The following is a 16,812-nucleotide window of genomic DNA, read 5'->3' as shown; positions in this document are numbered from 1 at the left end:
CGGGCTCAGAGAACCCGGCCCAGGGCGGCGCCGGCGCGTTCCCGGCACTCGTCCAGGCTGAGCCCGGCCAGCGCCTCGCGGACGAGCGGCACGCACACCGGGGCCATGGACAGGCTCGTCACGCCCAGGCCCACCAGCAGGGGTGCGATCAGCGGGTCGCCCGCCGCCTCCCCGCACACCCCGACCGGCTTGCCCGCCTCCCGGCCCGCACGCGCGCACATCGCGATCAGCTCCAGCAGCGCCGGCTGGCGCGGGTCGAGGAGGTCGGCCAGGGCGGAGTGCTGACGGTCGGCGGCGAAGGTGTACTGGGCCAGGTCGTTGGTGCCGATGCTGAGGAAGCCCACCTCCTGCAGCAGCAGGCCCGCGCGCAGCGCGGCGGCCGGGACCTCGACCATCACCCCGACCGTGGCGATGCCCTTCGCCCTGGCGCGGCGGGCGAAGCCGGTGGCCTCGGTCATGGTGGTGACCATGGGCGCCATCACCCACGGGGCGGCGCCCGTCCGGCGGGCCGCCTCGGCGATCGCGTCGAGCTGGGTGTCCAGGACCTCGGGCAGGAGCCGGTCCACGCGCAGGCCGCGGACGCCCAGGGCCGGGTTCTGCTCGTCGGGCAGATCGAGGAAGGGCAGCGGCTTGTCGGTTCCGGCGTCGAGCGTGCGCACGATCACGTGCTCCGCCTGGCCGAACACCTCGGCGTACGCGCCGACCTGCTCCTCGAACGACGGCGCCTGCTTGCGGTCCAGGAACAGGAACTCCGTGCGGAACAGGCCCACGCCCTCGGCCCCCGGGGCCAGGTCCTTGGCCGAGCCGATGTTGTGCAGCAGCTTGACCGGGTGGCCGTCGGCGGTCCGGCCCGGCCCCTCGCTGGCCGCCAGCCTGGCCCTGCGGGTCCGGTCGGCGTGCCCGACCTCGGCCGCCTGCGTCTCGGTGAGGCCGATCGCGAGCTCGCCGGTGCCGCCGTCCACGCCGATCACCGTGCCGTCGGCCAGGTCCAGGGCGCCCGCGCAGGCCACCACGGCGGGCAGGCCCCTGGCGCGGGCCAGGATCGCGGTGTGGCTGGTGGGGCCGCCCCGCTCGGTGACGAGCGCCAGGACGTCGGGGCCGAGGCCCGCGGTGTCGGCGGGGGAGAGGTCGGCGGCGACCAGCACGTACGGGTGGCCGGGGGCGGGCAGGCCGGGCATGGGCAGGTCGAGGGCGTACGCGATCGCCCGGTGCTTGAGGTCGTCGAGGTCGGCCGCCCGCTCGGCCAGGTAGCCGCCGAGGGCCGCGAGGGCGTCGCGGTGGCCGGCGAAGGCGGCGTCGAGGGCGTGGGCGGCGTCCGCGCCGTCCCTGGCCAGCCGCTCGGCCTCCTCCAGGAGCATCGGATCGTCGGCCATCATGGCCAGCGCCTCGAGAATCTCGGCCGCCTCACTCTGAGCGGCGCTCTCCTGCCGGGCGGCGGCCTCGTGCCGGGCGGCGGTGGCGCGGCGGTTGAGGTCGGCGGTGACCGCCTCCAGGGCCTTGGCGACGACGGCCGCCTCCGCCTGGGGGTCGGTGACGGCGCGCGGCGCGGGCAGCGCGGGCGGCCCGGCCATCCGCATCACCGGCCCCGCCGCCCGCCCCTGGCTGACCCCCAGGCCGGCGAGCCGCCCGGCGGCCCCCGTCCAGGGGCCGCCGGCAGGACGGGAACCACCGGGCGGGGGAACGGGGACGCCCGCCACCGGACCGCGGGCGCTGTCGTCACGCATCGAGGGCCTCTTCCGCGTCCAGGTCGCGGGACAGCAGCGTGGCGAGGGTGTCGAGGGCCTCCTCCGCCCCCGGCCCGTCCGCCTCGAGCGTCACCTCCGTGCCGCGCACCGCCCCCAGCGACAGCACTCCCAGCATGCTCCTGGCCGGTACGGACTTCTCCCCGAGCCGGATCGTCACCGGCACCCCCACCTTCACCGCCGCCTGCACGAACAGCTTGGCGGGACGGGCGTGCAGGCCGCTGGCCGAGGCCACGGCCACCGTTCGCTGGGCCATAACGATCCTCCTTCAGGGTTCGATGGTGACCTTGATGGCGGCGCCCCGGCTGACCAGGTCGATCCCGTCCAGCACCCGGGGCAGCGGCAGCCGGTGGGTGATCAGGTCCGAGACCACCACGGCCCCCTCGGCCACCAGGTTCAGCGCCTGCGCGTTGTGCGCGGGGCTGGAGCCGTTCGCGCCGACGATGGTCAGCTCCCGGTAGTGCACCAGGTTCGCGTCGAGCGCGATGACCGGGTCGTCCTTCGGCAGGCCGCCGAAGAAGCTGACGCGGCCCTGCCGGGCCGCCATCCGTACCGCCTGCTCCTGCGCCGCGCCCGACGCCGCCGCCGTGATCACCACGTCGGCGCCCCGGCCGCCGGTCAGCTTGAGCACCTGCTCGACCGGGTCGGCGTCGATGGCGGCGTCGGGGCGGACCAGCTCGGCCGCCATCGCCAGCCGCTCGGCGTTGACGTCCACCAGGAACACCCGGGCCGCCCCGCGGGCCCGCGCGAGCCGTACGTGCAGGCAGCCGATCGGGCCCGCGCCCATCACGACCACGTCGTCCCCGGCGCCGACGCCCGCCAGCGACTGGCCGTTGAGCACGCACGCGAGGGGCTCGGCCACCGACGCCTCGGCGAAGCCGACGCCGTCGGGGACGGCGTTGACGCCGTTCACGGCCAGGACCTTGGCGGGGACGATCATGTACTCGGCGAAGCCGCCGTCGTAGTGGTAGCCCATCGACTCCTGGTTCGGGCACACGGTCTGGCGGCCACGGCGGCACTCGGCGCACGTCCCGCACGGGATCGCGGCGATCACCTGCACCCGCGCGCCCGTGTCCACGACCTCGCCGGCGATCTCGTGGCCCATCACGCGCGGCGGCACGATGTGGTGGTGCCCGAACTTGAAGATCTTGGCGTCGGTGCCGCACGTCGAGCAGTTCCGTACCCGGATCTTCAGCTCGCCCGGCCCGGCGACCGGCTCGGGCGCGTCCTCGATCCTGATGTCGCCCGGGGCGTGGAATCTGGCGACCTTCATGTCAGCTCCTTCATCACCTGCGAGACCTCCGTGGCCTCGCGCAGCGTCCTGGCGCGGTCGGGGTCGAGCAGGATCTCGGCCAGCGCCGCCAGCAGCGGCACGTGCCCGTCGTCCTTGGCCGCGATGCCGACGCACAGCGTGACCGGCTCGCCGTCCCAGTCCACGCCGCCGGGGAAGCGCACGACGCAGATCGCGTCGCGCTTGACGTCCTCCTTGGAGGCGGCCGTCCCGTGCGGGATGGCCACCCCCTCCCCGACGTAGGTGGAGATGGTTCGCTCGCGCTCGATCATCGCCTCCACGTACGGCTCCGCGACCGCCCCCACCTCGACCAGTACCCGCCCGCAGCGCCGAATCGCGGCGTCCCGGTCGGGGGCGCTCTCGTGCAGCAGCACGGCCCGCGGGTCGAGCAGGTCGTCACGCATCGACCGTGCCGCCGTTCTTGATCGTGTTCACCAGCCGGGTCACCGCCGGGTCGCCGAGGAAGATCTGGAACGACACCAGCACCTTCCCCGGAGCGGACGCCCTGGCCCGGGCGGCCAGGCCCGCGTGGCACACCACCACGTCGGCGTCGTCGGGGATGGAGTTGACCGGGGTGTGCTCCACGGTGACGCCGGTCTCCTTGAGCTGCTTCTTGAGCTGGGAGGCGAGCATCACGCTGCTGCCCATGCCCGCGTCGCAGGCTACGATGATCTTGTGGATGTCCTTGCTGTCGATGCCGGCCATGGCTCAGCCTTCCTTGGTAGCGGTTTCGGCGGACTCGGAGGGTTCCTCGGCGGGGTCGGCCTTCTCGCCCCTGCCGAAGCCGAGCAGGACGGCGGCCACCGCGAACGTCACGCCCGTGGCCACGAGGATCCCGAGGCTGGAGGCGAGCCAGCCGCCTCTCGGGGTGACCGCGAGGTAGGCGAAGATGCTGCCGGGCGACGGCGTGGCGACCAGCCCCGCCCCGGTGATCATGAAGGTGAACACGCCGGCCGCGCCGCCCGCGATGACGGCCAGGATGAGGCGGGGCTTCATGAGCACGTACGGGAAGTAGATCTCGTGGATGCCGCCGAAGAAGTGGATGATCATCGCGGCGGGCGTGCTCGGCCGCAGCGCGCGCGGCCCGAACAGCAGGTACGCCAGCAGCAGCCCCAGCCCCGGCCCCGGGTTCGACTCCAGCATGAACAGGATCGACTTGCCCGTCTCGGCGGCCTCCTTGACGGCCAGCGGGCTGAGGACGCCGTGGTTGATGGCGTTGTTGAGGAACAGCACCTTGGCCGGTTCGATCAGCACGGACGCGGCGGGGAGCAGGTTGTGGAGGATCAGCCAGTTCACCGCGTTGCTCGCGGCCGTGGTGATCGCCTGGACGATGGGGCCGACGCCGAACATGCCGACCACGGCCATCGCGCCGCCCACGATGCCGGCGGAGAAGTTGTCCACCAGCATCTCGAACCCGGCCTTGGTCCGCTGCTCCGTGAACTTGTCCACATATTTCAGGATCAAAGCGGTGAGCGGGCCGATGACCATGGCGCCCAGGAACATCGGATCTTCCGTGCCCACCACGACGCCCATCACCGCCACCGCGCCGACGACCGCCCCGCGCTGCCCGTGCACCATCCGGCCGCCGGTATAGGCGATGAGGATGGGCAGCAGGTAGCTGATGATCGGGTCGACCATCTTCGCGAGCGTCTCGTTGGGCAGCCAGCCGGTCGGGATGAAGAGCGCGGTGATCAGGCCCCAGGCGATGAACGCGCCGATGTTCGGCATGATCATGCCGGCCAGATAGCCGCCGATGCGCTGGATGGTGGCCTTGACCCCGGTTCCGGTGACCGGGGGAGTGTAGGTGTCGGCCATGGACGTGCTCCTTCGGGGGGATGAGCAGTTGATCAGCCGTGGGGGAGGGGGATCTCCGGAAGGGGAGCGGAGAGGGGGCGGTCGGGGTCGGGCGGGTGGACGGTGACGTGGTCCTGGGCGATGTCGGCGGGGCCGGGCATGCGGCTGCCGGGCAGTCCCACGGCCGCGGCGCCCCAGGCCAGCGCCCGCGCCAGCGAGCCGGGGCCGCGCCCGCCCGCGGCCAGGAAACCGGCCAGCATGGCGTCGCCGGCGCCCACGGGGCTGCGCGGCTCGGTGACGGGGGCCTCGCCGTACCAGACGCCGCCCTCCTCGACGAGGACGGCGCCGTCGGCGCCCAGGCTGGCCAGCACCGCGCGGGCGCCCGCGGCCCGCAGCTTGCCGGCGGCCTCGACCACGTCGCCCAGACGGCGGATCGGCATGCCGGTGGCCGCGGACAGCTCCTCGAGATTGGGTTTGACCAGGGCGGGCGCGGCGCCGAGCGCGCAGGCGAGCGCGGGGCCGCTGGTGTCGACGGCCACGTGGATGCCCGCCCCGGCGAAGCGGCGGCAGAGCCGGGCGTAGACGTCGGCGGGCACCTCGGGCGGCAGGCTGCCCGAGGCGACCACCCAGTCGGCCTGATGCGCGGCGGCCAGCACGGCGTCGGCGATCTCGTCGAGCTCCGCGGGCGACAGGGCGGTGCCCGGTTCGTTGATCTTGGTGATGGTGCCGTCGGGCTCGGCCAGCGTGACGTTCGACCGGGTCGGGCCGGCCACCGGGACGGTGACCATGTCCAGCCCCTCGGCGGCGAGCAGGCGGACGAGCTGCCGTCCCTCGTCCCCGCCGTACGGCACCACCGCCCGGCTCGCCACGTCGTTGGCCAGCAGCGCGCGCGAGACGTTCACCCCCTTGCCGCCGGGGTCGAGGTGGGCGGCGGCGGCGCGGATGACCGCGCCCCGCTCCAGTGCCGCGATCGCGATCGTGCGGTCGAGGCTGGGATTGAGCGTCAGGGTGAGGATCACGCCCTGATCACCTCCGGCCCGGTCGCCGCCAGGTCGGCGGCCACGGTCACGTCCAGCCCGGTGTCGGTGATCACCACGTCGATCTCGCTCAGCTCGGCGAACGTGGCCAGGTACGTGTTGCCGAACTTCGTGTGGTCGGCCAGCAGCACACTGCGCTGCGCGGCCTTGACCATGGCCCGCTTGATCGCCGCCTCGGCCGGGTCGGGCGTCGTCAGCCCCCGGCCCAGCGAGCAGCCGTTGGTCGCCATGAACGCCACGTCCACGTTGAGGTAGGCCAGCGGGCGCAGCGCCCAGTCGTCCACCGTGGCCAGCGTCTTGCCGCGCAGCCGCCCGCCCAGCATGATCACGTGCAGGTTGGCGCGCGCGGCCAGGGCGGTGGCCAGCGGCGGGGAGTTCACCACGACGGTCAGCTCCCGGTCGGCGGGCAGCACCTGCACCAGGCGGCCGGTCGTGGTGCCGGCGTCGATGATCACGGACCCGTCTTCGGGCAGCTCGGCGAGCGCGGCCTTGGCGATGCGCTCCTTCTCGGCCGTCATGACCTCGTCGCGGGCGGCCAGCGCGGGCTCGAACCCCAGCCGCTCCACGGGGATCGCGCCCCCGTGGACGCGGCGCAGCACGCCCGCCCGCTCCAGCGACGTCAGGTCGCGGCGGATCGTCTCGGTGGTCACGTCGAGCTCGGCGGCCAGCGTCACCACGTCGACGCGGCCCGAGGCCCGCGCCCTGCGCAGGATCTCCTGCTGCCGTTCCTCGGCGTACATGATGTTGATTCACCGCCGTTTCGGGTTGGTTTCATCTGTGTTTATACCCGTTTTAGTTGGCAGGTCAAGAGTGAGCGGGCGGAATCTGGTAGTTATAGGCGGGTGCGAATGAAGCCCCTGGCCGCCGTGCCCCTCCTCGTCGCCGCGCTCTCCGCGCCCGCCCACGCGGCGGAGGCGGGCAAACCGCCCCGCGTGCCCGCCGGGACGACCGCGGCCTGGGTGGTGTTCGACCGGCAGGCCGGCAAGTTCGTGGCGGTGAAGAACGCGCACCGGAAATATCGCTCGGCCTCCGTCGTCAAGATCCTCATCGCGATCGACTACCTGGAGCGGCGCAAGGGCGTGCCGCCGGCCGACGCCAATCTGCTGAAGGTCATGCTGCGCTCCAGCGACGACGACGCGGCCTCGACGTTCTGGGACCGCCAGGGCAAGGGGCAGATCATCGTCAGGACGGCGCGCAAGCTCGGCCTGTCCGACACCACGCCGCCGCCCGCCTCCAGGCCCGGCTTCTGGGGCTACACCTCACTGAGCGCCTACGACATCGTGCGCACCTACCGCTACCTGCTCGACAGGGCCGACGCCCGGGTCCGGGACACGATCCTGGGCCACCTGCGCAAATCCACGCCGTGCGGGACCGACGGCTTCGACCAGACCTTCGGCATCCCCGACGCGGTGCCCAGGCCCTGGGCGGTCAAGCAGGGCTGGTCGGGCTTCGGCACCACGCCGCCCGTCAGGTGCAACGGCGAGGCCAGGGCCGTCGGGGCGCCCATCTCGTGGGTCGCGCAGCGGGCCGCCGGCTCGGGCGTGCCCGACTACGGCCGGCCGGTGCTGCACTCGACCGGCCTGGCCGGCAAGGGCGACCGCTACGTCATGGCCGTGCTGACCGCGCACCCCACGGGCGGCACGTGGAGCTCCTCGGTCCGGCGCACCACCACCCTGACCAAAGACCTCTACCGGAGCGTCACTAGCTGACGAACGTGAACATCCGCCCGCCCGGCTCCAGCGGCACGGGCGGGCCGGTGTAGCGGTGCACGCCGACGCCGAAGCCCGTGCCGGCGCCCTCGACGCTCACGCGCTCGAAGCCGCCGCCCTCGAACCACTCGCAGATCACCGGCACCAGATCGGGCTCGTCGCGGCCCCTGGTCCAGATCACCATCGCGCCGGGGGCGCAGAGCTGCGGCAGCGTGCGGACCGTACGCAGGACGTCGTCGGTGGTGATGTTCCCGAACACCCCGCAGACCATGACCAGGTCCGCGGGCACCGCCCCCGCGTACGACTCCAGCAGCGCCGCGTCCCCGCACACCACTTCGGCCCCCTCGGGGGCCATCCGCCTGGCGGCGCCGGCGTTGCGCTCGTCGAGCTCGACCAGCCGCGCCCGCACCTGCCCCCGCCGGGGATGCCCGGCCAGCACGGGCAGCAGATCGCGGCCCTGCCCGGCGCACAGGCTCACGACCTGTGAGGCCCCCTCGTCGAGCGCCGTCCCGACCCACTTCCGCACGGTCTCCAGCCGCTGTTTCAGGGACGAGCCCGGCAGATCGTAATAATCATGCCAGGCAACCCAATCGCGCTTCGTCATGATCATTGATACTTGTAGAGAATGGCGGAGCGAGCAAGTGCACTGGACCGGGTGCTCACGCAGGCGGGCGGCCCGGAGATCCTCGACATCCTGGCCGAGCGGCTGTCCGGCGCCGATCTGACCACGCTGCTGCTGGAGGTGATGCGCCGCCGCTCGCGAGCGCTCTCCCCGGCCGACGTCCTGCGCCGCTACGGCCGCGACCGGTTCGTCGCCCCCGGCCAGATCCCGTTCGCCCGGTTGCGGCAGGCCGAGGACGCCGTGCTGTCAGCGGTGCCACCCGGCGTCGAGCTGATCACACTCTCCCCCGTCGCGCCGATCGGCACCCACTCCGCGCTGGGCACCGTCGACCAGAACAAGGTCGTCTCCACGATCAGGAACAGCGAGGTCGCCGCCGACCCCACCAACGCCCTCGCCCTCGAGGCGGCGCTGCGCCGCCGCAACACCCCCGCTGAGCCGGTACGCCTGGCCACCGTCCAGCGCGTCGTACGCGCCCAGCACGTCGCCGGAGCCGCCACCTACGCCCACTTCACCCTGTTCGCCCTGGTCAGCGCGGGCCGCGACACCGGTGACCTGGCGTTCGAACGGCAACACGCGGCCGAGCACCTGGCCGTGCTCACCGCCGCCGTCCGCGCCTGCGGGGTGGCCGAGCCCGAGGTCAAGGTCACCGTCCTCGACGAGCGCTTCGAACGGGTGGCGGCGGAGCTCGGCGCCGCCCGCGACCCCGACCGCAAGGACGGGCGTGGCTACTACACCGGCCTGTGCTTCAAGATCTACGGCAAGGGCCTGGAGGTGGGCGACGGCGGCTTCGTCGACTGGACGGCCGGCCTGCTCGGCAACCGCAAGGAGCGCCTGCTGATCAGCGCCCTCGGCATCGACCGGCTGAGCTGAACGCCACCGGCCACATCGGAGACATGGGCCGGGCCCGCGCGTTCGCCGCGGGCCCGGGACGGCTACGGGTTCACCACTTCTCCCATTCGCTGGTCTTGAAGCACCGCATCGCCCAGTAGCTCAGCTTGGACGGCCCCGTCCACCCCACGTAGGGCGCGTGCCCCTGGAGGCAGCGCATCTTCTTGATCGTGGTGAGCTCCCACCGGCCGTGGCTGCACGCCGGGATGAGCTTCTTGATGACCGGCTTGCCGCACAGCCACTTGACGCTGGGCACCGGCCCGGCGGCCGTCACCTGCGCGACGGCGGGCATGGCCGTGGTGCTCGCCGTGGTGCTCGCCGCGGAGACGGCCGGCGTCCCCGCCGCCATCGCCAGCGTGAACGCCGCCGCCGCGACCGCGGTCCCGATCCGCTTCATGTGCTCGTCCTTCCTGTCGTACCGGATGTCGTACGAGGAAGGTAGGAGCGCGGGTGTTGAGCCCCTGTTGAGGATCTGTCGAGGCCTCCACGTCAAACGGTCAGAGCGGCCCGCGCCCGGCGGCCAGCTCCTGCTCCAGCCGCACCTTCTTCGGCACGCACATCCGCCAGGCGTCCAGCACCAGCTCGCGCATCTCCGTCACGTCGATGGCGGCCAGGCGTACCACCACCCAGTTGAAGCGCAGGTCGGACTCCCTCGGCATGAGGAACTTCGCCGGTTCGGCCGCGACCAGGGCCTCCCGCTCCTCCTTGGGAAATCCGAAGCCCATCAGCGTCTCGTCATGCGAGAACGCCACGTAGACGATCTTGCCGACGCGGAATTTGACGCGATCGCGGATCAGGTGCTCCGACGAGCGGGGGAGTGTGCGGGCGAGCTGCCGTACATCGTCGACTGTGACCACAGGGCCACGTTACCGGTTGGCCTCCGCGGCCGAGATGCTGGCGAGGGCGGAGCCCGGGTCGCGCTCCATGGCCAGGTCGCCGAGGCTCACGATGCCGATCGCGCGGCCGTCCTCGACCACCGGCAGGCGGCGTACGGCGTGGGCGCGCATGATCCGCACGGCCTGCTCGATGCTGGTGTCGGCGCAGACGACCTCGACGGACTCGCTGCAGGCCACACGGACGGGAGTGTCCGGGCCGCGCTCGTCGGCGATCACCCGCACGGCGATGTCGCGGTCGGTGACGATGCCGTGCAGACGCCCGTTCTCGTTGACGATGACCGCTCCGGTGCCGTGGTCGCGCATGAGCGCGGCCGGGACGGACACCGGCTGGTCGATGTCGACGGACGCGGGATGGGCGGTCATGACGTCGGCCACGGTCTGCGCCACGGTCTTTGCTGGGGTCTTCGCTGGGGTCTTCACCATGGGATCCTCCTGTCGATCGGTCCAGCCGCCCTCTACCCGGCCCCCTCGCGGGACTCACCGGACTTGGCCGGTTCTGTCGCCGGTCGAGGGCGGCTGATTACCGCTACGGCGCCTTGGCCGCCAGGCGGATCTCGTCGAGCAGCACGACCAGGTCCCGTTCGGTGGTGTCCGGGTGCAGGAAGCAGGCCCGCAGCGCGTCGCGCCCGCCCAGCCGGGTGCCGGTGATGAAGGCGTTGCCGCGTGCCTGGACCGCGAACGGGATCGCCCGGTTGAGCGCGTCGAGCCCGCCGTCCGGCGCCTCCTGGGGGACGTGCCGGAAGGCCGTGATCGAGGTGGTCGCGGGGGCCAGCAGTTCGAAGTCGCCGGCCTCCTCGACCATCGCGGCCAGCGTGCGGGCCAGCCCGGTCGTGTGGTCGACCAGGCGCTTGACGCCCGCCCGGCCGAGGTGCGACAGGGTCGCCCAGGTCTTCAGCGCGCGGAACGGGCGGGTCTGCTCGGGCCCGTACTCGGCGAACCAGCCGAGGTCGCCCGCGTTGTCGTCCATCAGGTACGACGGCACCAGGCTGAACGCGGCCCGCGCCGCGCCCGGATCGCGCAGCAGCGCGCAACCGCAGCCCACCGGCACGCCCAGCCACTTGTGCGGGTCGAGGGCCAGCGAGTCGGCCCGTTCGAGCCCCGCGTAGTGCGGCGCCGCGCCGTCGGCCAGGACACCGAGCGCGCCGTACGCGCCGTCGACGTGGAACCAGAGCCCGTACGCCGCCGCCACGTCGGCGATCTCGCCGAGCGGATCGACCGCGCCGGAGTTCACGGTGCCGGCGCTGCCCGCCACGCAGAACGGCCGCCGCCCCGCCGCCAGATCCTCGCCGATCATGGCGCGGAGCGCGCCCACGTCCATCCGGTACGCGGAGTCCACCGGCACCGTGCGCACGTTCCGTGCCCCCAGGCCGAGGAGCTGGGCCGCCTTGTGCAGGCAACTGTGGCCCTCCTCGGTGACGTACAGGACGAAGGGCGCCCGGCCGGACAGCCCTTCCTCACGCGCGTCCCACCCGTCGGCCCGCGCCGCCCGCTGGCGGGCGGTGGCCAGGCAGATCACGGTGGCGATGGACGCCCCGCTGGTCAGCAGCCCGCCGCCGGGCGGATGCGGGAAGCCGACCAGCCCGGCCAGCCAGCGCACCACCGTGCGCTCCAGGTGCGGCCCGGCGTGGTCGCCGCCGGCGCAGCTCGGGTTGAGTGCGGCGGCCAGCGGCTCCACGAGCACGCCCGCCGGGTTGGGCGGCGAGTTCACCCACCCGAAGAAGCGCGGGTGCCCGTTGCCCATCGGGTAGGGCAGGACGTGCGCCCGCGTGTCCTCCAGCAGGTCGTCGAGCGGGCGCCCGGTCTCGGGCAGCTCCTGCCCGGTCAGCCAGGCGAGCTCGTCGTCCGGCACCGGCCGCCAGACCGGCCCGTCGCCGACGCCCGCGAGGTGACCGGCCGCCATCTCGGCCGCCTTCGCTCCTGCCAGGCGCAGCTCATCCATGGGGCGTTTCCTTCCGTGGTTCGTGGTGCCCGCCCGCGCCTGCCCTCGGGCCCAGCTCCATGGCCAGGTAGAAGACGCAGTCGGTGGTGCCGTCGTTGGCGAAGGCGTGGCGGCGGTCGCCCGGGTAGTAGGCCGAGTCGCCGGCCGCCAGCTCGTACGGCCGGCCGTCGATCGTCAGCCGCAGCCCGCCGTGCTCGACGGCCAGGTATTCCCGCGACCCCGGCGCGTGCGGCGCGAACTCGCCCGCGTCCACGCCGGGGCCGATGGTCGTGCGCATGAACTCGAACTCGACTTCGCCCAGCACCGGCGACAGCACCCGCCGCTCCCAGCCGGACGGGTCGCGCAGCACCCGCTGCTCGGTGTGGCGCAGCACCCGCATCGCCCCGTGCGCCGGCTCGTCGAGCAGCCGCGCGATCGAGGTGCCGAGCGCCGTGGCCAGCCGGTCGAGCACCAGCACGGTCGGCGTCTTGGCGCCCCGCTCGACCTCGGAGACCATGCTCCTGCTGATGCCGCTCAGCTCGGCCAGTCGCTCGATGGACAGCCCGCGCGCCCGCCGCTCGGTGCGGATCCGCCTCCCCAGCTCGGCCATGGACAGCCCGCTGGACAGGAAACCTTCGCCTTCCATTCCTCCACTATAGCGGTGCCTTTTCCGCTTTAGTGGATTCTTGGTACGCCGCCAGCACCTGCTTGCGCCGCTTGGCCGGGAGCCGGTCGATGTAGAGATGGCCGTCGAGGTGGTCGGTCTCGTGCTGCAGGCAGCGGGCCAGCAGCCCGGTGCCCTCGACCGTGACGGGCTCGCCGGCGGTGTCCAGGCCGCGCACGGTGGCGCGGTCGGGGCGGGGGAGCGGCGCGTACTGGCCGGGGACCGACAGGCAGCCCTCGTCGTCGGGGTCCAGCCGCCGCTCGCCCAGGCCGGGCAGCTCCAGCTCGGGGTTGACGACGACGCCCTTGTGCCGCTGCCCGTCGGCGTCGGGGCAGTCGTAGATGAACACGCGCAGCGGCACGCCGATCTGGTTGGCGGCCAGGCCCACGCCCTCCGCCGCGTACATGCTCGCGAACATGTCGGCCACCAGTGCCGCCAGCTCGTCGTCGAACCGGGTGACCGGCTCGCACGGGTGATGCAGCACCGGGTCGCCCACGTGCACGATCGGCCGGACCTCTCCCACGACCAACGCCTTTCCTGAAGTGCGAACGTTTCCGGCAATTCTACGAGCTGTGGAAGGTGTCTCGTATCGCAAGACATTTTCTCTTGAATGGTGAGACTTCGTTACAGTGGCCTCATCGTCGCCCGAACGAGGTCGTCCGAACGAGGGAGTTTGCGATGGACGCCGTCTACACCCACGGCCACCACGAGTCCGTGCTGCGCTCACACCGCTGGCGCACCGCGGAGAACTCGGCGGCATACCTGCTGCCCTACCTCAAGCCGCACATGAAGGTGCTCGACGTGGGCAGCGGCCCCGGCACGATCACCGCCGACCTGGCGGCCCGGGTGGGGCACATGACGGCGTCCGAGGTGAGCGCGGACGCACTCGACCTGGCCAGGGCCGAGGTGACCGCCCGGGGGCTGGCGAACGTGGAGTTCGCGGTGACCGACGTACACGCGCTGGACTTCCCCGACGACACGTTCTGCGTGGTGCACGCGCACCAGGTGCTGCAGCACGTCGGCGATCCCGTGCGGGCGCTGCGGGAGATGGGCCGGGTGACCAAGCCGGGCGGGTTCGTGGCGGCGCGCGACAGCGACTACGCCGCGTTCACCTGGTATCCGGAGGTGCCGGAGCTGGAGGAGTGGTTGGCGCTGTACCAGCGGGTCGCGCGGGGCAACGGCGGCGAGCCGGACGCCGGGCGGCGCCTGCTGTCGTGGGCCCGCGCCGCCGGCTTCGGCGACGTCACCGCGACCTCCTCGACCTGGTGCTTCGCCACACCGGAAGACCGGGACTGGTGGGGCGGCATGTGGGCGGAGCGCGTCGTGCACTCGGCGATGGCCGAGCAGGCCCTGGCCACCGGGGCCGCCACGGACTCGGCCCTGCGGCGCATCTCGGCCGGCTGGCGGACGTGGGCGGCTGCCGAGGACGGCTGGCTGTCGATCCTGCACGGCGAGATCGTCTGCCGCGTGGCCTGACCGGTCGGGCCTGAAGAGGTGGGGTCGGACCTGAGACTGCGGGCCCCGTGCTCGAGGCGGCGGGTCGTCCCAGCGTTGACGGGGGGATGCCTGCGGCGGGGTCAGATGCCCAGCGTGCGGGCGCGCTGCCACTGCGGGTCGCGGTAGAGGACCATGTCCGTGCCGACCATCTCGTCGGGCGCCGACAGCATGGTGATCTCGCCCCCGGCCTGCAGTTGCAGCAGCAGGTCGCGCACCCGGGGCCCGACCGGCAGCCGGCCCGTGGGCAGCCCCAGCCCCGCGCGGACGGTGTCGGCGATCTCCGACAGGTGGAACGGGCCGTCGAAGCCCGCCACGATGCCGCGTACGACGGTCATCGTGATGACGTGCTCGGCCTCGGCGTAGGCGAGCTGCCAGGTGATCTGCTCCTTGCGCCGCCCGCTCCCGGCGCAGGCGGTGCAGGGCCGGTTCAGGCCGGGCACGGGCTCCTCCGCGGCGGAACCGAAGCAGACCGAGCACAGGCCGTTCTCGGCGGCGTGCAACTCGGCCGTCATCCGGCCGGCCAGCAGGGTGCCGCAGTCGCAGGCGTACGCGTCACCCAGGATGCCGGTCTGCGGCGAGATCACATGCGTCGTCACCGGCCCGACTCTACCGGCGCCCATCCGCTCCCGCGCGCCCACCCCACATCCCGCACCCCGCTCAACCCGTCCGGCTCAGCCCTTCCCGCGGCTTACGCGGGCCGCGGGAAGGCCCGGTCAGCCTCGGAGGTCGGTCAGGCCGTGGAGGCGTCGCAGGGCCTTGCGGGCCGTGGCGGACACGCGTTCGTCCGGATGATGCTCGATGATCACCCGCAGCACCTGCCCCGTCCACGGATGATCGCCGAACGCCAGGATCGCGATCGTCCCGGCCTGCTCCTCGGCGTCCATTCCCATGGCGATGGACTCGACGACCTCACCCGCCTCGCCCCCGAACTCCAGCAGCGCCGCCGCCATGTCCACGAGCACCCAGGCGATCTCCTCCGGCGCGGGCTGCCGATCCTCCCGCCCGGTCCTGGCCGCGACGACCGCCCCGAGCTTGGGCTCCTCCAGCAGCCGGGTCAGCGCCAGCCGCCCCTCCTCGCCGAAGGCGGACGACAGCAGCTCCACACCGACCGCCCGGCTCAGCGGGCTCACCGTGCCCAGCGCCGCCGCGATCTCGGCCACCGCCGTCGCCTCGTCGTCCCGGCCCTTCAGCCACCCCGTCAGCTCCTCGCCGCGCTCGGGCTCCGGATAGGACCGCAGCCCGTGCAGCAGCGCCGCCGCGTCGGCGCCGGCGAGCGAACCCATGACGGGGATGTCCTGCCCGGTGGTCTCGGCGATGATCTGCCGCGCCGCCCAGAGGCCGAGCCAGCTCAGCGTGTACGGCTCCGCCTGCCGTACCAGCCCCAGGCCCGTCAGCGTCTCGGGCACGTCGCCCACGAGCGGCTCGCGCGACAGGAACATCCTGATCAGCTCGAGCAGCAGCTCCTCGTCCTCGGCCAGCCGTCTCCGGCAGTGATCCGCCCAGGCGGCCAGCACTTCCGCGTCGTCGCCTGCCGGCTTCAGCTCTTCGGCCAGGGGAGCGGCGCGCACGGCGGCCGCGAGCGTGGCCTCGCCGGGCAGCCGGATCGGGGGCTGCAGGGGCAGCGTGTCGTCGTTGTAGGACATCACGAGCCCATCCTGTCGCGATATTTCAGTTAGAGTGCCGCCTGACACCGAAAAGTCAGAAGAAAGGAGGCGCTTAGATGTTCGGCACATGCCTGGGCGTTCACCGCGCCCGCTTCTACTTCTCGGAGGATTCATGCGTTTCCGTCCCGCGGTCAAGGAAGACCTAGACCGTCTGCTCGGCTGCGTCGTCGACGAGTCCATCAGCTGGAGCCACCCCGAACGGCTGCTGTCGTTCCTGGAGAGCGGGAACTACCACTTCGACCGCATCTGGCTGGCGCTCGACGACCAGAGCGACGAGATCCTGGCCAGGGCCGTCTGGTGGGGCTTCCCCGACGGTCCCAAGCCTCTCGCCCTCGACTGCCTCTACGTCCGCCCTTCGGTCCGCGACCGCGTGGAGGTGGCCGCCGAGCTGCTGCGCCGGGGTCATGAGGCGTTCGGGGTCGTGCCCGCGTACCACGTCTTCGTCTCCAACGGCTGGCGTGACGAACCCAAGGCCCGCGCGGCCATCGCCTGGCGGTGGGAGGCCGCGGGGCGGGCCGGGCTGACCGAGGAACTGGAACGGCTGCGTTACGCGTGGACGTCCGCGGAGGCGGAGGTGCCGGAGCCGTCGGAGCGGCTGGTGTTCCGGGGGGATGACGATGACGAGGCGTTCGTGGCGGCGTTCGCGAGGGTGGCGGCGGGGAGCCTCGACTTCCACACCCGCCAGGCCCTGACCACGATGGACCCGATGACGCAGGCGCGCCAGGACGTGAGCGACTACCGGTTGCTGGAGGGGGATCGGGAATGGTGGCGGCTGGCGTACGACGAGGGCGGGGACCTCGTCGGGGTCGCCCTGCCGTCGGCCAACAACGCCGGGCCCGTGGTCGGGTACCTGGGGGTGGTGCCCGAGCGGCGCGGCCAGGGGTACGCCGACGACCTGCTCGGCGAGATCACCCGTTTCCACGCGGCTCGCGGGGCGCAGCGGATCGTGGCCGACACGGACGCGGAGAACGTGCCGATGGCGCGGGCCTTCGAACGGGCCGGATACCGAAATTTCGCCGTAAGGCTGGTCTTGTCGGCGAATCCCGTGAACACGTGATGCGTCCCACCCGCCGCGCCCGCCACCGTGGAG

Annotated in this window: 21 protein-coding genes; 4 read left to right on the top strand and 17 right to left on the bottom strand. The window is 72.8% G+C overall.

Annotation, left to right across the window (positions count from 1 at the left end; genetic code table 11):
• Positions 1 to 5: 5 nt before the first annotated feature.
• Genes ptsP through AB0I15_RS26570 form a run of 8 tightly spaced genes read right to left on the bottom strand, consistent with a single transcriptional unit; the run spans position 6 to position 6,604 of the window.
• Positions 6 to 1,724, bottom strand: coding sequence for a phosphoenolpyruvate--protein phosphotransferase (gene ptsP, locus AB0I15_RS26605; RefSeq protein ID WP_358100829.1), 1,719 nt, complete (start codon positions 1,722 to 1,724; stop codon positions 6 to 8).
• On the bottom strand, positions 1,717 to 1,998 hold the full coding sequence (locus tag AB0I15_RS26600; protein ID WP_358100826.1) for an HPr family phosphocarrier protein: 282 nt from the start codon (positions 1,996 to 1,998) through the stop codon (positions 1,717 to 1,719). Before AB0I15_RS26600 ends, ptsP begins: the two co-directional genes overlap by 8 nt.
• Positions 1,999 to 2,010: 12 nt before the next feature.
• Positions 2,011 to 3,015 carry a zinc-dependent dehydrogenase gene (locus tag AB0I15_RS26595; protein ID WP_358100823.1) on the bottom strand — a complete coding sequence of 335 codons (1,005 nt, stop codon included), beginning with the start codon at positions 3,013 to 3,015 and terminating at the stop codon, positions 2,011 to 2,013.
• The gene (locus AB0I15_RS26590; RefSeq protein WP_358100820.1) at positions 3,012 to 3,437 is read right to left on the bottom strand and encodes a PTS sugar transporter subunit IIA; all 426 of its coding nucleotides are present in this window, start codon (positions 3,435 to 3,437) and stop codon (positions 3,012 to 3,014) included. Before AB0I15_RS26590 ends, AB0I15_RS26595 begins: the two co-directional genes overlap by 4 nt.
• Positions 3,430 to 3,738: a PTS lactose transporter subunit IIB gene (locus AB0I15_RS26585; protein WP_358100817.1), complete on the bottom strand. Its 309-nt coding sequence runs from the start codon at positions 3,736 to 3,738 to the stop codon at positions 3,430 to 3,432. The genes AB0I15_RS26590 and AB0I15_RS26585 overlap by 8 nt, the downstream gene beginning before the upstream one ends.
• Positions 3,739 to 3,741: 3 nt before the next feature.
• The gene (locus AB0I15_RS26580; RefSeq protein WP_358100814.1) at positions 3,742 to 4,848 is read right to left on the bottom strand and encodes a PTS mannitol transporter subunit IICB; all 1,107 of its coding nucleotides are present in this window, start codon (positions 4,846 to 4,848) and stop codon (positions 3,742 to 3,744) included.
• 32 nt (positions 4,849 to 4,880) lie between these two features.
• On the bottom strand, positions 4,881 to 5,846 hold the full coding sequence (gene pfkB, locus AB0I15_RS26575) for a 1-phosphofructokinase (RefSeq protein ID WP_358100812.1): 966 nt from the start codon (positions 5,844 to 5,846) through the stop codon (positions 4,881 to 4,883).
• On the bottom strand, positions 5,843 to 6,604 hold the full coding sequence (locus AB0I15_RS26570; RefSeq protein ID WP_358100809.1) for a DeoR/GlpR family DNA-binding transcription regulator: 762 nt from the start codon (positions 6,602 to 6,604) through the stop codon (positions 5,843 to 5,845). Before AB0I15_RS26570 ends, pfkB begins: the two co-directional genes overlap by 4 nt.
• Positions 6,605 to 6,712: 108 nt before the next feature.
• Here AB0I15_RS26570 and AB0I15_RS26565 point away from each other — a divergent pair, with 108 nt between their 5' ends.
• Positions 6,713 to 7,573, top strand: a complete 861-nt coding sequence (locus tag AB0I15_RS26565; RefSeq protein ID WP_358100806.1) for a hypothetical protein — start codon at positions 6,713 to 6,715, stop codon at positions 7,571 to 7,573.
• Here the strand turns inward: AB0I15_RS26565 and AB0I15_RS26560 are convergent.
• The gene (locus tag AB0I15_RS26560) at positions 7,566 to 8,177 is read right to left on the bottom strand and encodes an SAM-dependent methyltransferase (protein ID WP_358100804.1); all 612 of its coding nucleotides are present in this window, start codon (positions 8,175 to 8,177) and stop codon (positions 7,566 to 7,568) included. The two genes, AB0I15_RS26565 and AB0I15_RS26560, sit on opposite strands and share 8 nt — an antisense overlap.
• Positions 8,178 to 8,198: 21 nt before the next feature.
• Between AB0I15_RS26560 and AB0I15_RS26555 the strand changes: the two genes are divergently transcribed.
• Positions 8,199 to 9,065: a hypothetical protein gene (locus AB0I15_RS26555; RefSeq protein ID WP_358100802.1), complete on the top strand. Its 867-nt coding sequence runs from the start codon at positions 8,199 to 8,201 to the stop codon at positions 9,063 to 9,065.
• A 70-nt stretch (positions 9,066 to 9,135) separates the two neighbouring features.
• Here the strand turns inward: AB0I15_RS26555 and AB0I15_RS26550 are convergent, their stop codons facing one another.
• The 6 genes from AB0I15_RS26550 to def all read right to left on the bottom strand — a co-directional run bounded on the left by AB0I15_RS26550 (position 9,136) and on the right by def (position 13,084).
• A complete protein-coding gene (locus AB0I15_RS26550) occupies positions 9,136 to 9,480 on the bottom strand; it encodes a hypothetical protein (RefSeq protein WP_358100799.1) in 345 nt (114 codons plus the stop codon).
• A 100-nt stretch (positions 9,481 to 9,580) separates the two neighbouring features.
• The gene (locus tag AB0I15_RS26545) at positions 9,581 to 9,940 is read right to left on the bottom strand and encodes an MmcQ/YjbR family DNA-binding protein (protein ID WP_358100797.1); all 360 of its coding nucleotides are present in this window, start codon (positions 9,938 to 9,940) and stop codon (positions 9,581 to 9,583) included.
• Between the two features lie 9 nt (positions 9,941 to 9,949).
• Positions 9,950 to 10,402, bottom strand: coding sequence for a CBS domain-containing protein (locus AB0I15_RS26540; protein ID WP_358100794.1), 453 nt, complete (start codon positions 10,400 to 10,402; stop codon positions 9,950 to 9,952).
• Positions 10,403 to 10,505: 103 nt separating this feature from the next.
• On the bottom strand, positions 10,506 to 11,918 hold the full coding sequence (locus AB0I15_RS26535) for a pyridoxal-dependent decarboxylase (protein WP_358100792.1): 1,413 nt from the start codon (positions 11,916 to 11,918) through the stop codon (positions 10,506 to 10,508).
• Positions 11,911 to 12,543 carry a helix-turn-helix domain-containing protein gene (locus tag AB0I15_RS26530; RefSeq protein ID WP_358100789.1) on the bottom strand — a complete coding sequence of 211 codons (633 nt, stop codon included), beginning with the start codon at positions 12,541 to 12,543 and terminating at the stop codon, positions 11,911 to 11,913. Before AB0I15_RS26530 ends, AB0I15_RS26535 begins: the two co-directional genes overlap by 8 nt.
• A 7-nt stretch (positions 12,544 to 12,550) precedes the next feature.
• The gene (def, locus tag AB0I15_RS26525; protein WP_358100786.1) at positions 12,551 to 13,084 is read right to left on the bottom strand and encodes a peptide deformylase; all 534 of its coding nucleotides are present in this window, start codon (positions 13,082 to 13,084) and stop codon (positions 12,551 to 12,553) included.
• A 155-nt stretch (positions 13,085 to 13,239) separates the two neighbouring features.
• On the opposite strand from def, the gene AB0I15_RS26520 reads away from it, so the two are divergent.
• Positions 13,240 to 14,037 carry a methyltransferase domain-containing protein gene (locus AB0I15_RS26520; RefSeq protein WP_358100783.1) on the top strand — a complete coding sequence of 266 codons (798 nt, stop codon included), beginning with the start codon at positions 13,240 to 13,242 and terminating at the stop codon, positions 14,035 to 14,037.
• A gap of 101 nt (positions 14,038 to 14,138) precedes the next feature.
• On the opposite strand, the gene AB0I15_RS26515 is transcribed toward AB0I15_RS26520, so the two are convergent.
• Positions 14,139 to 14,654 carry a hypothetical protein gene (locus AB0I15_RS26515; protein ID WP_358100780.1) on the bottom strand — a complete coding sequence of 172 codons (516 nt, stop codon included), beginning with the start codon at positions 14,652 to 14,654 and terminating at the stop codon, positions 14,139 to 14,141.
• A 117-nt stretch (positions 14,655 to 14,771) separates the two neighbouring features.
• Positions 14,772 to 15,704 carry a hypothetical protein gene (locus AB0I15_RS26510; protein WP_358100777.1) on the bottom strand — a complete coding sequence of 311 codons (933 nt, stop codon included), beginning with the start codon at positions 15,702 to 15,704 and terminating at the stop codon, positions 14,772 to 14,774.
• A gap of 130 nt (positions 15,705 to 15,834) precedes the next feature.
• Between AB0I15_RS26510 and AB0I15_RS26505 the strand changes: the two genes are divergently transcribed.
• Positions 15,835 to 16,779, top strand: a complete 945-nt coding sequence (locus AB0I15_RS26505) for a GNAT family N-acetyltransferase (protein ID WP_358100774.1) — start codon at positions 15,835 to 15,837, stop codon at positions 16,777 to 16,779.
• Positions 16,780 to 16,812 lie beyond the last annotated feature (33 nt).

The organism is Nonomuraea sp. NPDC050643 (assembly GCF_040654715.1).
In the GTDB taxonomy this organism is placed as follows: domain Bacteria; phylum Actinomycetota; class Actinomycetes; order Streptosporangiales; family Streptosporangiaceae; genus Nonomuraea.
The sequence above is the reverse complement of the archived record's forward strand: the minus strand, read 5'-3'. Positions and strand labels throughout refer to the sequence as shown.